Raw genomic sequence first — 15,257 nt, 5'->3', positions numbered from 1 at the left:
TCGCGGAGAGCCCGGCCCTGGGAGAGGCGGGACGGATCAGGCGGCCTGCGGCGCCGCGCGGCGGCCGAGCAGGCCGCGCGGGTCCAGCGCATGGGCGCCGGCGCCGAGGCCGGCCTGGACCAGCAGCGCCGCCGCCAGGAAGGCCGGGAATTCCCAGCCGCCGCCGGGGGCGCTGAAGACCCAGCCGTTGGCGGCATGCGCCCAGACGGCGCCCAGCGCGATCGGCAGCGTCGCCAGAGAGGCCGTGCGAACCAGCACGCCCGAGATCAGCGCGAGGCCGGCCGCCGTCTCGCCCAGGGCGACCAGCGCGCCCAGGACCGGCGGCAGGCCGATCGAGCCGAAATAGCCCATCGTGCCGGCGAGGCCGAAGGTGCCGAGCTTCATGACGGCGCCATGGGCGAGGAAGATCGCGCCGAGCGAAAGGCGGAGGAGAAGGGCGGAATAGGCGGTGCTGCGGGTCATCGGGGTGGCTCCTTGGAGGCCGGTTTCGATGCGCCAAGCTGATCCGCCGCGCTTCGACCTTCCAATGAGGTCTGGGAACGGGGATCATCACGGCCATGAATGACGGACGCCCCCCATGACCGAGCTCTCCCAGCTCGACCTCAACCTGCTCCGGGTCTTCGACGCCGTCGCGCGGGAGCGGCACGTCACCCGGGCGGCCGAGCGGCTGAACCTGTCCCAGCCGGCGGTCTCCAACGCGCTCGCGCGGCTGCGCGTGGCGCTCGGCGACGAGCTCTTCCTGCGCCGGCCCGGCGGGGTGGAACTGACGGCGCTCGCCACGGCGCTCGCCGGGCCCATCGCCGAGGCGCTGGACCGGCTGGCCGAGACCCTCTCCGTCCGCGCGCCCTTCGAGCCCGCCACGGCGCGGCGCGTCTTCACCGTCGCCATGTCCGAGTATGCCGAAGCCGCGCTGGTGCCGCGCATGCTGGAGCGGCTGCAGGTCGATGCGCCGCACTGCCTGCTCGCCGTCCGCCATGCCGACCGCACCAATGTGGAAGCGCTGCTGGAGCGCGGCGACGCGCAGCTCGCCATCGCCGTGCTGGCCGAGCCGGGCGCGCTCTACACCCGCGTGCGCCTGCTGCCGGAAGCCTTCGTGACCCTGATGCGCGCCGACCACCCGCTGGCCAAGGGCCAGCTGACGCTGGAGCGCTTCACCTCCGTGCCCCATCTGCTGCATTCGCCGAACGGCTCGCGCGACGGCGCGCTGGACCGCGCGCTGGCCGAGGCGGGCACGGCGCGCCGGCTGGGCGCGGTGGTGGCGCATCTCTCCGCCGTGCCCGAGATCCTGATGCGCACGGACATGATCATGACCCTCTCGGCGCGGCTCGCGACGCAGCTGGCGGAGGGCGGCCACCGCCTGGTGACTCGCGAGCCGCCGATCGGCGTGAGGCACACGCGGCTCTCGATGGTCTTCCATCGCCGCTTCGAGGCGGATCCCGGCCATGCCTGGCTGCGGCGCATGCTCATCGCCGAGGCGCGGGAGGCGTGACGCCTACCTGTCCGGCAGCATGGTCCGGAAGAAGATCTCCACGCCCGCGCGCAGCACCTCGCCGGCGCGCCGGCCGCCGAGATAGGGCAGGCTCGACCAGGCGCCGTCGAACATCACGGCCAGCAGCTCGCCGAGCTGCTGCGGATCCGCGGCGCCGGCCTCGCGCGAGAGCTCGACCATGTTGTTGCACACGCGCGCCTTGAAGGCGGCGACGATGCGATGGGTCGGGTGGTCCGGGTCGGGGAACTCGGCCTGGGCCAGGAGCATGGGGCAGCCGCGGTAATCGGGCGATTCGAGCTTCCGGGCGATGGCGTCGAAGAGGGCGCGGAGCTTGGCCTCGGGCGTGGTGGCACCGGCGGTGACCTCCGAGAACCAGGCGTCATACTCCTCGGCGTCCTCCTGGAGGATGGCGGCGATCAGCGCGTCCTTGCTGGGATAGGCGCGATAGAGGCTCATCTTCGTCGCCTCCGCGACGCGGCAGACCTCTTCCACGCCGGTGGCGCGGATGCCCTGGCGGTAGAACAGGTCCTTGGCAGCGCTCTGGATGCGCTGCGCGGCTTTCGGCTTGGGGGCCGTGGCCTCGGACATGATGCCAACACTCCTTCTTTGTCAGGCTGCCCCTTGAACATTCTGCGGTGCAGCAAACTTTCCCTCTTGATGCGACCGACCGGTCACTCTAGATGGGACGAACCGGTCGGTAACATCCGTCCTTGGAGAATGGCTATGTCGGTTCGGCAAATCAAGTGCCCTGAGCTTCAGCGGGCCGGAAATCGCGACCAAAACCCTTGGTTCTCCTGGCTTTCGCGGACTCTGCCAGCCGGCGGACGGGGCGCCATGGGCCTCGCCGCGGTCGCCGTGGCGGCTCATCTGACGGCCGCCGAACCTGCCCTCGCCCAGGGCGCGCCCCCCGCGCCGCCCGTCACGGTGGCCAATCCCGTCTCCCGCTCGGTCCAGCAATGGGACGAGCACACCGCCCGGATCGAGCCGCTGGCGCGCGTCGAGATCCGGCCGCGCGTCTCGGGCCAGGTGACGCAGGTGCATTTCCAGGACGGCGCGACCGTCAGGGCCGGCGACCTGCTCTTCACCCTCGACCAGCGCCCCTTCCAGATCGCCGCCGCCAGCGCCCGGGCCGAGGTGGCCCGCAACGAGGCCCGCGTGACCGTCGCCGAGCAGCAGGTCGCCCGCTACGCGCCCCTGGTCGCCCAGCGCTTCTCCCCCGAGGCGGACATGGACAACCGGCGCAGCGCCTTGCGCGAGGCCCAGGCCGGCGTCGCCGCAGCCCGGGCCGCGCTGGGCCAGGCCGAGCTCGACCTGGAATTCTCGCAGATCCGCGCCCCGCGCGCCGGCCGGGTCAGCGACCGTCGCGTGGATGCCGGCAACCTGGTCCAGCAGGGCACTTCGCTGATGACCACCCTGGTCGCGCTCGACCAGGTCTATGCGGTCTTCGACGCGAGCGAGGCGCAGTACCTGCGCTATGCCCGCGCCGCGCGCGGCGGCATGCGCCCCGATGGCGCGCAGCAGGGCACGCCCGTCCAGCTGCGGCTGCTCGACGAGACGGAGTTCCGCCACGAGGGTCAGCTGGACTTCGTGGACAGCGTCTTCGACGCGCGAAGCGGCACCATCCGCGGCCGCGCCATCGTGGCGAACCGCGACTTCCTGCTGACGCCCGGCAGCTTCGCCCGCCTGCGCCTCTTCGTGGGCGACAGCGACGCCGTGATGATCCCCGACACGGCCATCCTCGCCGACCAGGGCGGCCGCATGGTGCTGACCGTCACGCCGGAGAACACGGTGGCGCCCAAGCCCGTGCAGCTCGGCCAGCTCGTGGACGGGCTGCGGGTGATCCGCTCCGGCCTCACCGCGCAGGACCGCGTGATCATCGGCGGCCTCCACCGCGCCCGTCCCGGCGCGGCGGTGACCGCGCAGCAGGGGCGCATCGGGCCGAGCCCGCTCGCCTCGGCCGACTGAAGCCTGACAGGACCAGACTCTCACTGACCCGGACGAATCCGGCCGCAAGGCGGCCGGCGCGCCCAGACCGACACGCAGAACAGCGCGCCCAACGTGGCGCGAAGCCCAGCGCGCGGAGCGCGCGCCCGGCGTCTGAGGGAAAGAACAATGCGCTTAGCTCGTTTCTTCATCGACAGGCCCGTCTTCGCGGCGGTCCTGTCCATCGCGATCACGCTGATCGGCGCGATCGCGGCCACGCGCCTGCCCATCGGCGAGTTCCCCGAGATCGCGCCGCCGACCGTGCAGGTGACGGCGATCTATCCGGGCGCCTCGGCGGAGACCATCGCCTCCACCGTCGCCGGCCCGATCGAGCAGGAGATCAACGGCGTCGACGGGATGCTCTACGTCACCTCCCAATCCACGGGCGATGGCCGCCTGAACATCAGCGTCGTCTTCCGCCAGGGCGTGAACGCCGACCAGGCGCAGGTGCTGGTGCAGAACCGCGTCGCCATCGCCGAGCCCCGCCTGCCCGAGGACGTGCGGCGCCTGGGCGTGACCGTGAAGAAGGCCTCGCCGGACTTCCTCATGGTCGTGCACATGCTCTCGCCTGACGGCAGCCGTAGCCCGGAATACGTGTCGAACTACGCGACGCTGACCATCAAGGACCGGCTGGCGCGTCTGGAAGGCGTCGGCGACGCGCAGGTCTTCGGCGCGCGCGACTACGCCATGCGCGTCTGGCTCGACCCCGACCGCGTGGCGGCCCGCGGCCTGTCGGCCGGCGATGTCGTCGCCGCCCTGCAGCGCGCGAACGTGCAGGTGGCGGCGGGCGCCATCGGCCAGGCGCCGCGCTCCAATGCCGCCGGCGCCTTCGAGATCGCGCTCCAGGCGCAGGGCCGGCTGTCCTCGCCCGAGCAGTTCGACGAGCAGGTGATCGGCACCGGCGCGGGCGGCGCGCCCATCCGGCTGCGCGACGTGGCGCGGACCGAGATCGGCGCGAACGACTACACCATCAACGCGCTGCTCGATAACCAGGTGGCCGTCGGCATCGGCGTCTTCCAGCGGCCGGGCAGCAACGCGCTCGCCACCGCCGCCGCCATCCGCGCCACCATGGAGGAGGCCGCGCGCTCCTTCCCGAGCGGCATCGCCTACGACATCGTCTACGACCCGACGCGCTTCATCGCGCAGAGCATGGACGCGGTGGTCCACACCTTCATCGAGGCGATCGTGCTGGTCGTGCTGGTGGTGGTGCTGTTCCTGCAGAACTGGCGCGCGGCGGTGATCCCGCTGCTGGCCATCCCGGTCTCCATCATCGGCACCTTCGCCATCCTGCTGGCGCTGGGCTTTACCCTGAACTCGCTCACCATGTTCGGCCTGATCCTGGCCATCGGCATCGTGGTGGACGACGCGATCGTGGTGGTCGAGAATGCCGAGCGCCACATGGCGCTCGGCCTCTCTCCCCTCGACGCCGCGCGCAAGACCATGGACGAGGTGGGCTTCGCGCTCATCGCCATCGCCCTGGTGCTGGTCGCGGTCTTCGTGCCGACGGCCTTTATCAGCGGGATCTCGGGCGCGTTCTACCGGCAGTTCGCGGTGACGATCTCGGTGGCCACGATCATCTCGGCCCTCGTGTCGCTGACGCTCTCGCCGGCCCTGGCCGCGCTGCTGCTGAAGCCGCATGGCCACGGCACGCCGAACAAGCTGTTCCTGCCGGTCACCCTGTTCTTCCGCGGCTTCAACTGGTTCTTCGACAAGCTCTCCTTCGGCTATGGCGGGCTGACGCGGAAGCTGGTGCGCCTGCCGGTGATCCTGCTGATCCTCTATGCCGGCCTGCTGGGCGCGACCGCGCGCCAGGTTCTGGTGACGCCGACCGGCCTGATCCCGCCGCTGGACCGCGGCTATCTCATCGCCGCCTTCCAGCTGCCCCCGGGCTCCAGCCTCAGCCGCACGGACGAGGTGATCCGCCGCGCCTCCGACGCCATCGCGGGCGTGCCGGGCGTTGCCAATTCCATCGCCTTCGTGGGCCTGGACGGCGCGACCTTCACCAATGCGCCGAATACGGGCGTCGTCTTCGCGGGGCTGAAGTCCTTCGAGGAGCGCGCGCAGCTCGGCGTCACCGCCAATTCCATCCTGGCCGAGATCCAGCGGCGCGTGGCGGGCGAGGAGGCGGCGATGGTGCTTGTGATCCCGCCGCCGCCGGTGCCGGGCATCGGCACGGGCGGCGGCTTCAAGCTCATGATCCAGGACCGCGCCGGCCGCGGCCCGCAGGAGCTGGAGCGCGTCACCCAGCAGGTGGTGGGCCGCGCCTTCCAGACGCCGGGCATCGCCTTCGCCTTCAGCCTGTTCAACACCTCCACCCCGCAGATCCGCGCGGAGATCGACCGCCCCCGCGCGGAGATGATCGGCCTGCCCGTCTCGCGCATCCATGAGGCGATGAGCATCTACATGGGCTCGGCCTTCGTGAACGACTTCAACCTGCTGGGCCGCACCTGGCGCGTCACGGCGCAGGCCGACCAGCAGCACCGCATGTCCGTCGAGGACATCGCGGCGCTGCGGGCGCGGACCGATGCGGGCGCGATGGTGCCGCTGGGCAGCGTCGCGACCTTCCACGAGACGGCTGGGCCCTATCGCGTGCCGCGCTACAACCTCTTCCCTGCGGCGGAGGTGCAGGGCGTGGCGCTGCCGGGCACCTCCACGGGCCAGGCCATCGCGGCCATGGAGAAGGTGATGCGCGAGACCCTGCCCGAGGGCTTCGGCTTCGAGTGGACCGAGATCGCGCTGCAGGAGACGACGCAGGGCAACACCGCCCCCATCGCCTTCGGCCTCGCGGTGGTCTTCGTCTTCCTCGTGCTGGCGGCGATGTACGAGAGTTGGCTGCTGCCGCTGGCGGTGGTGCTGATCGCGCCGATGTCGGTGCTGGCGGCGCTGCTGGGCGTGCATCATGCCGGGCTCGACAACAACGTGCTGGTGCAGGTCGGCCTGGTGGTGCTGGTCGGCCTCGCGGCGAAGAACGCGATCCTGATCGTGGAGTTCGCCCGCGCCCGCGACGCCGAGGGCGCGACGCGGTGGGAGGCGGCGGCGGATGCCGCGCGCACCCGTCTGCGGCCGATCCTGATGACCTCGCTGGCCTTCATCCTGGGCGTGCTGCCGCTGACGGTGGCGACGGGCGCGGGCGCGGAGATGCGCCAGAGCCTGGGTGTGGCGGTGTTCTACGGCATGCTGGGCGTGACGATCTTCGGCCTGCTCTTCACGCCGGTCTTCTACGTGGTGGCGCAGAAATTCGCGCGAAGCGGCAAGAAGGCGGCCGTGGCGGGCACGCAGGAGCCGGTGACCTCGCACTGAGGAGATCACGGCTCGCGATGTTGAAGACGGCGTCCGCGAGGGCGCCGTTTTTTTTCGGCTCGTTCGTGGCCACGGGCGTTAGCCTGGGGACGATCGCGCAAGCAGGAGGACGCCATGGCCGAGACCGCCGCCCATTACCTTGTCGCCACCCTGGAGAAGGCGGGCGTGAAGCGCGTCTACGGCGTCGTGGGCGATTCGCTGAACGGCTTCACCGAGGCGCTGCGGGCGAGCGGCGCGATCGGCTGGGTGCATACGCGCAACGAGGAGGCGGCCGCCTTCGCCGCCGGGGCGGAGGCGCAGCTGACCGGCGAGCTCACGGTCTGCGCGGGTAGTTGCGGGCCGGGCAATCTGCACCTGATCAACGGGCTCTTCGACTGTCATCGCAGCGGCGCGCCCGTGCTGGCCATCGCCGCGCATATCCCCAGCGCCGAGATCGGCATCGACTATTTCCAGGCGACCCATCCCGAGATGCTGTTCCGCGAATGCAGCCACTACGTCGAGCTCGTCTCCAATCCGGCGCAGCTGCCGCAGATCCTGGCGCGGGCCATGCGCGTCGCGGTCGCGCGGCGCGGCGTCGCCGTCGTGGTCATTCCGGGCGATGTCGCGCTGAAGCCGCTGGAGGCCGAGCCCCCGGCCTGGATCTTCCCCGCGCCGCCGATCGTGACGCCGGCCGCGGAGGAGGTGGCGAAGCTAGCCCGCATCCTGAATGATCCGGGCAAGGTCACGATGCTCTGCGGCGCGGGCTGCGCCGGCGCGCATGCCGAGATCGTGGCGCTGGCCGAGACGCTGAAGGCGCCGATCGTCCACGCGTTGCGCGGCAAGGAGCATGTGGAATTCGACAACGCCTATGACGTCGGGATGACGGGCCTCATCGGCTTCTCCTCCGGCTATGCGGCGATGATGGCCTGCGACACGCTGGTGCTGCTGGGCACCAACTTCCCCTATCGGCAATTCTACCCCGCCAATGCGCGGGTCGTGCAGGTCGACATCCGGCCGGAAGCGCTCGGCAATCGCTGCCCGATCGAGCTTGGCGTGCTGGGGAGCGTGCGCGAGACCGTCCGTGCGCTGCTGCCGGCCCTGGCGGTGAGGACGGATCGCGCGCATCTCGACAAGGCGCTCACGCATTACGCCAAGGCGCGCAAGGAACTCGATGATCTGGCCGAGACCGATCGCAGCAGCGATGTCATCCATCCGCAGCTCGTCACGCGGCTCGTCGACGAACTGGCGACGGAGGATGCGATCTTCACCTGCGATGTCGGCTCGCCGACCGTCTGGGCCGCGCGCTACCTGAAGATGAACGGCCGCCGCCGGCTGCTCGGCTCCTTCAACCACGGTTCCATGGCCAATGCGATGCTGCAGGCCATCGGCGCGCAATCGGCCTTTCCGTCGCGGCAGGTGGTGTCGCTGTCCGGCGATGGCGGGTTCACCATGATGATGGGCGACTTCATCACGCTCACGCAGATGGGACTGCCCATCAAGGTCGTGGTGCTGAACAACGGCACGCTGGGCTTCGTCGAGATGGAGATGAAGGCGGCCGGATTCCTCGATGTCGGCTGCGAGCTGAAGAACCCCGACTTCGCCGCCATGGCCAATGCGATGGGCATCAAGGGAATCCGCGTCGAGCGGCCGGAGGGGCTGCGCGACGCGCTGGCCGCCGCCTTCGCCCATCCCGGCCCCGCGCTGGTGGATGTGGTGAGCGCGCGGCAGGAGCTCGCCCTGCCGCCGAAGACCACCTTCGCCCAGGCGCGGGATTTCGGCCTCTTCGCGCTGAAGGCCGTGATGGACGGGCGGGCGGCGCAGCTGATCGACCTGGCGAAGGTCAATCTGCGCTGATCCATAGGCAAGCCCCGCCAGCCTGCTAGGCTCCTGACAACCAGGGAGGCCGCCATGAACGTCACGCCGGAGATCGTCGCCCATCTCGCGCCCACGGGCGTGCTGCGCGTGGGCGTCAACATGTCCAACTTCCTGCTGGTGAACGGCCGCAGTCCCGATGGCGGGCCCACTGGCGTCTCGCCCAGCATGGGCAAGGCCATCGCCGACCGGCTCGGCGTGCCGGTGCGCTACGTCACCTTCGCGAATCCCGGCCTCGCCGGCGACGCCGCCGGCACCAATGTCTGGGACATCGTCAATATCGGCGCCGAGCGGCAGCGCGCCGAAAAGATCGCCTTCACCAACGCCTATGCCGAGATCGAATGCACCTACCTGGTGCCCGCCGGCTCGCCCATCACCGCCATCGCCCAGGTGGACCGGCCCGGCAACCGCATCGCCGTCTCGGCGCGGGCCGCCTACGACCTCTGGCTGGAGCGCAACATCAGGCAGGCCACGCTGGTCCGCGGCCAGGGCCTCGACGCCACGGTGCAGATGTTCGGCGAGCAGAAGCTGGAGGTCCTCGCCGGCCTCCGTCCCCGCCTGATCACCGATGCCGAGTTCTTCCCCGGCTCGCGCATCCTGGACGGCAATTTCATGGCGGTGCAGCAGGCCGTCGGCACGCTGCGCGGCAACCCCGCCGCCGAGGCCTTCCTGCGCGATTTCGTAAAGGAGGCGAAGCGCTCCGGCCTCGTCGCCCGCTTCATCCAGGAGCACCAGGTGAGGGGGCTTTCTGTCGCGCCTGTCGCGTGACGGCCGAATCGCCGTAGCGTCCCCTCCCGGAAAATGCTGCACTCGGCATGAATTCGGGAGGGGATATGACGAACTACCTCGCCACGCTGCCGGCCTTCCTGACCTGGTTCCCGGTCTGCGCGATCCTGCTGGCGGCCTTCGCCGCGATCTACATCCGGGTGACGCCCTGGGCCGAGCTGCGGCTGATCCGCGCCGGCAACAATGCCGCCGCGATCAGCTTCTCGGGCGCCATTCTCGGCTATTCGCTCGTCGTGGCCTCGGTGATGCTGCATGCCGTGAGCCGGATCGATCTGCTGGTCTGGGGCATTGTCGGCCTCGTCGTGCAGGTTGCCGCCTTCTATGTCGCGCGGATGCTGCTCGGCGGGGATCTGCCCCGCCGGATGGAGGAGGGCCAGCTCTCCTCCGGCATCATGCTGGCTTCGACATCCCTGGCGGCGGGCGTGCTCAACGCCGCCACCATGGTTTTCTGAGGGAGGTTCGCATGCGCCGTTCGCACACCGTCCGGCTGACGCTCCTCGCCGCTTCCGCCGTCGCGCTCCAGGCCTGCGGTGACGACGTGGACACCACCGATTTCGTCGTCACCGACGTCGCTTCCTGCGTCGCGCGCTATGGCTCCGAGGCGCGGGCCGAATGCGAGCAGACGCTTGGGCAGGCGCAGCAGCAGCACATGGCCTCGGCGCCGCATTACGCGACGGTGGAGGAATGCCGCGAGGCGACCGGAGGCGATTGCGAGACCACGCCCGCCAACCGTCCTTCCGACAAGACCTTGCTGGGTGCCGGCGGTGGGTCGGTGGCGATTCCGCTCCTCGCCGGCGTGATGATCGGGCGGATGATGGACAATGGCGCGGGCCGTGTGACGACGCCGCTCTATGCCGGCCGCCCGCCTGGCGAATGCCCGCCCGGCGCGGCGGCGCAGGCCCCAGGCTGCACGCCGCGCAGTTCGTCGTCGAGCAGCAGCGGCGGACGCTACTACTACAGCGGGACCAGCTATGCCGGGGCCACGACCGGCGCCGTTTCGCGCGGCGGCTCGGCCGCTTTCACCCCTTCTCCCGACATGGCGCGGACCATCTCCACCGGCGCCGGCAGCGCGGCGATCGGGCGGGCGGGCACGGGCTCGGTCGCGCGCGGCGGGTTCGGCGCCTCGGCGCGCGGCTATAGCAGCGGCAGCTGATGGAGCGCTTCGAGACCGCGCCGCGGCCGGGCTGGCAGGCGAAGCTGGAGGAGGTGGGGCTGACCTACCACTCCAACGGCATCGAGCCGCAGTCCGGCACGGATGGCGGGCTGTGGTGGCACGAGGCGTCGCATTGGCGCCTCACCTCCGCCGAGGTGGACCTGCTCGACGACGCGACGGCGGAGCTGCACGCGCGCTGCCTCGACGCGGTGGACTTCCTGGTGAACCGCGAGCCCACGCAGCTGCAGGAGCTCTTCGGCCTGCCGGACTGGATGGCGAACTACCTCCGCCGATCCTGGCTGCGCGGCGACCCCACGCTGATGGGCCGCTTCGACCTCGCCTTCGACGACCGGGCCGGCGTGGTGAAGATGCTGGAGTACAATGCCGACACGCCGACGCTGGCGATCGAGACCGGCGTCGCGCAATGGTTCTGGCTGCAGGACACGCATCCCGAGGCCGACCAGTTCAACTCCCTGCACGAGAAGCTGCTGGCCGCCTTCCGCGAGCTGGCCCCGCGCGTGCAGGGAAATCCCATCCACTTCGCCGCCTTCGAGGACAGCGCGGAGGAATGGGCGCATGCGACCTATTTCCGCGACCTCGCGGAGCAGGCGGGCATCCGCACCGTGCCGATCGACATCCCACGCATCGGCTGGAACGGCGTCCAGTTCATGGACGAGGCCGGCGCGCGCATCCGCTTCCTGCACAAGCTCTACCCCTGGGAATGGGTGGAGCGCGACGCCTTCGGGCCCAACCTCGCCTCGGATTCCTGCGGCGTGCTGGAGCCGCCCTGGAAGGCCGTGCTCTCGGACAAGATGATCATGGCGGTGCTCTGGCGGCTCTTCCCCGGCCATCCGAACCTGCTGGAGACGGTGCCGGGCCGCGTGGAGCTGGGCGGCCCCTACGTCCGGAAGCCATGCCTGGGCCGCGAGGGGTCCAATATCGCGATGGTGCAGGACGGCCTGACCACGGCCTCCACCGACGGGCCCTATGGCGGCGACACCGCGCGTTTCGTGACGCAGGCCATGGCCAGGCTGCCGCAGCGCGACGGGTGGAACGCGGTGATCGGGTCGTGGATCGTGGGGGCGGAATCGGCGGGCATCATCATCCGCGAGGGCCGGCAGGCGATCATGCGCGACACCAGCCGGGTCGTGCCGCACTACTTCTGAGTCCGGTTCTCCAGACCATTCGCCTGCCGCTGGCGGCGGATCTCCTCCGCGCGCCCCGCGATGCTGTCCCGGAAGCCCGCCATGCCCTCGCGCACGCGCCGGCTGGCGTCCGGGAACTCCGGCGGCGGGGTGAAGCGGTCCGGCGCCTGGCGGTCATGGGCCAGCGCCGCCTCGATGGCCTGGATCAGCGCCGGGATGTCGCCGAAGGCGTATTCGTTGACCGGCCGCCCAACGCTCTCCGAGAGCGAGCCGAACAGGGGCGCATCGCCCCCCGGCCCGCGTTGGTTCCGCGCCATGAGATGCGTGCGGAAGCGCAACTGCCCAAGATAGAAGACGAAGACCGCGTCGTCGCGTTCCCCGGCGGAAAGGAGCCGGGCGGCCTCGGCGTAATAGGCCGCGGGGTGCTGGCCGTTCAGCCGCTCCAGCGCCGCATCCGAAGGCCGGGCCCAGGCCAGGCTCGGCGCGAAGGGGAGGCCGGCGAGGAGCGCGCGGCGCTGCATTCAGGCGCCCGCAGGGACGGCATCCATCTCCGCATGGACCTCCGCCAGCATCGTGAAGGACCGCTTCCGTGCCTCCGGATCGTGGATCTGCGCCGTCACCATCAGCTCGTCGGCCCCGGTCCGCGCGATGAACTCCGCCAATTGCCGCCGCACCGTCTCGCGCGAGCCCACGAAGGAGCAGGAGAGGCTGCCGGACAGCACGCGCTGGGCATAGGGGTCGAGCGATTCCTCGTAGCCTTCCACCGGCCGGGGCAGCTTGCCGGGGCGGCCCGTGCGCAGGTTCACGAAGGCCTGCTGCTGCGAGGAGAAGAGCAGCCGCGCCTCCGCATCCGTGTCGGCGGCGAAGACGCCGCAGCCCAGCATCACATGCGGCTTCTGCAGCTCGCCGACCGGCCTGAAGCGCTCCCGGTAGACGGCGATCGCCTCCATCATCTGCTGCGGGGCGAAATGCGAGGCGAAGGCATAGGGCAGCCCCAGCATTGCCGCGAGCTGCGCGCCATAGGTGCTGGAGCCGAGGATCCAGAACTCCATCTCGAGCCCCGCGCCCGGCACCGCCTGGATGGCCTGCCCCGGCGCCGCGGGCTTGAAGTACTCCATCAGCTCCACGACATCGCGCGGGAATTCGTCGGGCCCCGTGCCCAGGTTGCGGCGCAGCGCGCGCATGGTGTTCTGGTCGGTGCCCGGCGCGCGGCCGAGCCCGAGATCGATCCGCCCCGGATGTAGCGCCGCCAGCGTGCCGAACTGCTCGGCGATGATCAGCGGCGCGTGGTTCGGCAGCATGATCCCGCCGGCGCCGAGCCGGATGGAGGAGGTATGGGTCGCCACATGGGCCAGGGCCACCGCGGTGGCGGCGCTGGCGATGCCGGGCATGTTGTGATGCTCGGCCATCCAGAACCGGCGGTAGCCCAGCGCCTCCACGTGACGCGCCAGTCCCGCCGAGTTGCGGAGCGCGTCGCCGGCGCTGCTGCCTTCGGGGACGGGGGAGAGGTCGAGCACGGAAAGGACGGTCATCCCTTGGATATGGGAGCCGATCGCCCGGGTGGAAGGCCGGGCCTTCCGGTCATGGGCATGTCCAGGAAACCGCCCGCCCCTTGCGCCGTTCGCAAGGAGCCTGGATGACCGGAGGAAGCGACCCATTTCCTGGACCGAGGCTTCGCCACACGGATTGCTGATGCCCGAACCGACCCCCGAGGCCCGCGTGGAGGAGGTGGCGCGCACCGCGCCGCCGCCGCCCCAGGGCTCGCATCCCGTCCATGCGGTCAGCCGCGTCACCCTGCTCGCCGACGGCGATGCGGCCTTCGCCGCGCGGGTGGCCTCGGCGCGCGCGGCCGAGCGCACGCTCGACCTGCAATATTATCTCTGGCACGGCGACGTGACGGGCCGGCTCATGGCGCGGGAGGCGCTGATGGCGGCCGACCGCGGCGTGCGGGTCCGCATCCTGATCGACGACCTCTACGGCATCGGGCGCGAGCGGGACATCGCCTCCCTGAGCGGCCATCCGCGGATCTCCCTGCGCTGGTTCAACACCTCGCATTGGGGCCATTGGGGCTGGCTCGGCCTGATGCTGGAACTTGCCTTCGGCAGCTGGCACCTCAACCGGCGCATGCACAACAAGGCCTGGATCGCCGATGGCGAGACGGTGATCTGCGGCGGCCGCAACATCGGCGACCGCTATTTCGACGCGCCGGCGGACTTCAACTTCCGGGACCTGGACGTCTCGGTCCGGGGGCCCGCCGCCCGGGAGGCCACCGCCCTCTTCGAGGAGTATTGGCGCCACCCGCTCGCGCGGCCGCTGCGCCGCCTGCCCCGCATGCGCACCCGGAAATCCGCCCTGAAGAAGCTGCGGCGCAAGCTGGAGGCCGCGGCGGCCTCGCCCGAGGCGCGCGGGATCCTGGAGGGCGTGCGCGATGCCGGCCCTCCCCGGGGGCTCGACATCGCCAACGATGCCATCCGCATCCTGGCCGATCCGCCGGGGAAGGTGCGCGGCGAGGGGGGCAGCGTCATCGCGCCCGTGGTGCGCGACCTGCTGGCCGGGGCGCAGCGCGAGGCGCTGCTGATCTCGCCCTATTTCGTGCCGGGCGAGGCTGGCACGGAGGAGCTGATCGCGCTGCGGCGGCGCGGCGTCCGCGTCTCGGTCGTCACCAATTCGCTGGCGGCGACGGATGTGGTCGCCGTCCACGGCGGCTATGTGCGCTACCGCGACCGTCTGCTGGCCGAGGGCGTCGAGATCCACGAGCTGAAGGCCCTCGGCGAGCCCAAGACGGGCGTCTTCGGGTCGCGCGGGGCGAGCCTGCACACCAAGGCCGTGCTGGTGGATGACGGGCCGGTGCTGGTGGGCTCCTTCAACCTCGACCCGCGCTCGATCGCGCTCAACACGGAGATGGGCGTGCTGGTGCATCACGCCGCGCTGGCGCGGATGGTGCGGCGGCAGCACCGCCGGCTGGCGGCGCCGGCACGGAGCTGGAAGCTCGCGCTGGCGAACGGCCGGCTGACCTGGGAAGGCTGCAAGCGCTCGGAGCCGGACGCCACCTTCCGGCGGCGCTGCCTGGCCTGGCTGGTGCGCTGGCTGCCGGTGGAGTCGCAGCTGTGAGGGGAAGGGCGCTCAGCCCTTCTCGATCTCCCCGCCCGCATCCGCCCAGCCCTTGAAGCCGCCGAGATTGCGGACCTTGTCGTAGCCCATGTCCTTGAGCGTCTTCAGCACGAGCGCGGAGCGCCCGCCCGACGCGCAATAGGCGACGACGGTCTTGGCCGGGTCGAGCTTGGGGTCGCGCGCGGGCGAGGCGGGGTCGGCGCGGAATTCCACCAGGCCGCGGGGGATGGCGAGCGCGCCCGGCACCTTGCCGGACGCCTCGACCTCGGCCGGCTCGCGCACGTCGAGGAAGACGACATCCTGCCGGCCGACCAGGGACTTGGCCTCCTCCGGGCTGATGCGGGGCACGGCGGCCTCGGCTTCGGCAAGCATCTGTTGGACGGTCAAGGCCATGGGGCTTCCTCCTGGTCGGTGACGGAGGCTAGAGGGAATCCGTGCC

14 protein-coding genes are annotated in these 15,257 nt (G+C 70.9%); 9 read left to right on the top strand and 5 right to left on the bottom strand.

The genetic code is table 11. From position 1 onward, the window contains the following. Positions 1-36 precede the first annotated feature (36 nt). Positions 37-462, bottom strand: a complete 426-nt coding sequence (locus EJV46_RS19035; protein WP_131550294.1) for a DoxX family protein — start codon at positions 460-462, stop codon at positions 37-39. A gap of 115 nt (positions 463-577) precedes the next feature. On the opposite strand from EJV46_RS19035, the gene EJV46_RS19030 reads away from it, so the two are divergent. After that, positions 578-1,489, top strand: coding sequence for a LysR family transcriptional regulator (locus tag EJV46_RS19030; protein ID WP_131550293.1), 912 nt, complete (start codon positions 578-580; stop codon positions 1,487-1,489). A gap of 3 nt (positions 1,490-1,492) precedes the next feature. Here the strand turns inward: EJV46_RS19030 and EJV46_RS19025 are convergent, their stop codons facing one another. Further along, positions 1,493-2,077 (bottom strand): TetR/AcrR family transcriptional regulator, encoded by a 585-nt coding sequence (locus tag EJV46_RS19025; protein WP_131550292.1) that lies wholly within the window; start codon positions 2,075-2,077, stop codon positions 1,493-1,495. Between the two features lie 246 nt (positions 2,078-2,323). Here EJV46_RS19025 and EJV46_RS19020 point away from each other — a divergent pair, with 246 nt between their 5' ends. The 7 genes from EJV46_RS19020 (at position 2,324) to EJV46_RS18990 (ending at position 11,728) form a co-directional block, all read left to right on the top strand. Next, entirely contained in the window at positions 2,324-3,454 is a 1,131-nt protein-coding gene (locus tag EJV46_RS19020; protein ID WP_131550291.1) for an efflux RND transporter periplasmic adaptor subunit, read from the top strand. Between the two features lie 147 nt (positions 3,455-3,601). Then, on the top strand, positions 3,602-6,772 hold the full coding sequence (locus EJV46_RS19015) for an efflux RND transporter permease subunit (protein ID WP_131550290.1): 3,171 nt from the start codon (positions 3,602-3,604) through the stop codon (positions 6,770-6,772). Positions 6,773-6,886: 114 nt separating this feature from the next. Continuing rightward, complete coding sequence (gene poxB, locus EJV46_RS19010; protein ID WP_131550289.1) at positions 6,887-8,605, top strand: ubiquinone-dependent pyruvate dehydrogenase; 1,719 nt, start codon at positions 6,887-6,889, stop codon at positions 8,603-8,605. A 54-nt stretch (positions 8,606-8,659) separates the two neighbouring features. Next, positions 8,660-9,391, top strand: a complete 732-nt coding sequence (locus EJV46_RS19005) for a transporter substrate-binding domain-containing protein (protein ID WP_131550288.1) — start codon at positions 8,660-8,662, stop codon at positions 9,389-9,391. Positions 9,392-9,456: 65 nt separating this feature from the next. Further along, positions 9,457-9,861 (top strand): DUF350 domain-containing protein, encoded by a 405-nt coding sequence (locus EJV46_RS19000; RefSeq protein WP_165585615.1) that lies wholly within the window; start codon positions 9,457-9,459, stop codon positions 9,859-9,861. An 11-nt stretch (positions 9,862-9,872) separates the two neighbouring features. Continuing rightward, the gene (locus tag EJV46_RS18995) at positions 9,873-10,562 is read left to right on the top strand and encodes a DUF1190 domain-containing protein (RefSeq protein WP_131550285.1); all 690 of its coding nucleotides are present in this window, start codon (positions 9,873-9,875) and stop codon (positions 10,560-10,562) included. After that, positions 10,562-11,728, top strand: coding sequence for a glutathionylspermidine synthase family protein (locus EJV46_RS18990; protein ID WP_131550284.1), 1,167 nt, complete (start codon positions 10,562-10,564; stop codon positions 11,726-11,728). The genes EJV46_RS18995 and EJV46_RS18990 overlap by 1 nt, the downstream gene beginning before the upstream one ends. Here EJV46_RS18990 and EJV46_RS18985 read toward each other — a convergent pair. Together EJV46_RS18985 and EJV46_RS18980 are read right to left on the bottom strand one after the other, a co-directional pair. Further along, the gene (locus tag EJV46_RS18985; protein ID WP_131550283.1) at positions 11,719-12,228 is read right to left on the bottom strand and encodes a hypothetical protein; all 510 of its coding nucleotides are present in this window, start codon (positions 12,226-12,228) and stop codon (positions 11,719-11,721) included. The two genes, EJV46_RS18990 and EJV46_RS18985, sit on opposite strands and share 10 nt — an antisense overlap. Further along, positions 12,229-13,239: an LLM class flavin-dependent oxidoreductase gene (locus EJV46_RS18980; protein WP_131550281.1), complete on the bottom strand. Its 1,011-nt coding sequence runs from the start codon at positions 13,237-13,239 to the stop codon at positions 12,229-12,231. Positions 13,240-13,399: 160 nt separating this feature from the next. On the opposite strand from EJV46_RS18980, the gene EJV46_RS18975 reads away from it, so the two are divergent. After that, on the top strand, positions 13,400-14,818 hold the full coding sequence (locus EJV46_RS18975; RefSeq protein ID WP_131550280.1) for a phospholipase D family protein: 1,419 nt from the start codon (positions 13,400-13,402) through the stop codon (positions 14,816-14,818). A 12-nt stretch (positions 14,819-14,830) separates the two neighbouring features. Here the strand turns inward: EJV46_RS18975 and EJV46_RS18970 are convergent, their stop codons facing one another. Further along, the gene (locus tag EJV46_RS18970; RefSeq protein ID WP_131550279.1) at positions 14,831-15,211 is read right to left on the bottom strand and encodes a rhodanese-like domain-containing protein; all 381 of its coding nucleotides are present in this window, start codon (positions 15,209-15,211) and stop codon (positions 14,831-14,833) included. Positions 15,212-15,257 lie beyond the last annotated feature (46 nt).

The sequence above is a fragment of the Roseococcus sp. SYP-B2431 genome, assembly GCF_004336745.1.
Classification (GTDB): Bacteria; Pseudomonadota; Alphaproteobacteria; order Acetobacterales; family Acetobacteraceae; genus Roseococcus.
This window is presented reverse-complemented; position numbering and strand designations above follow the sequence as displayed.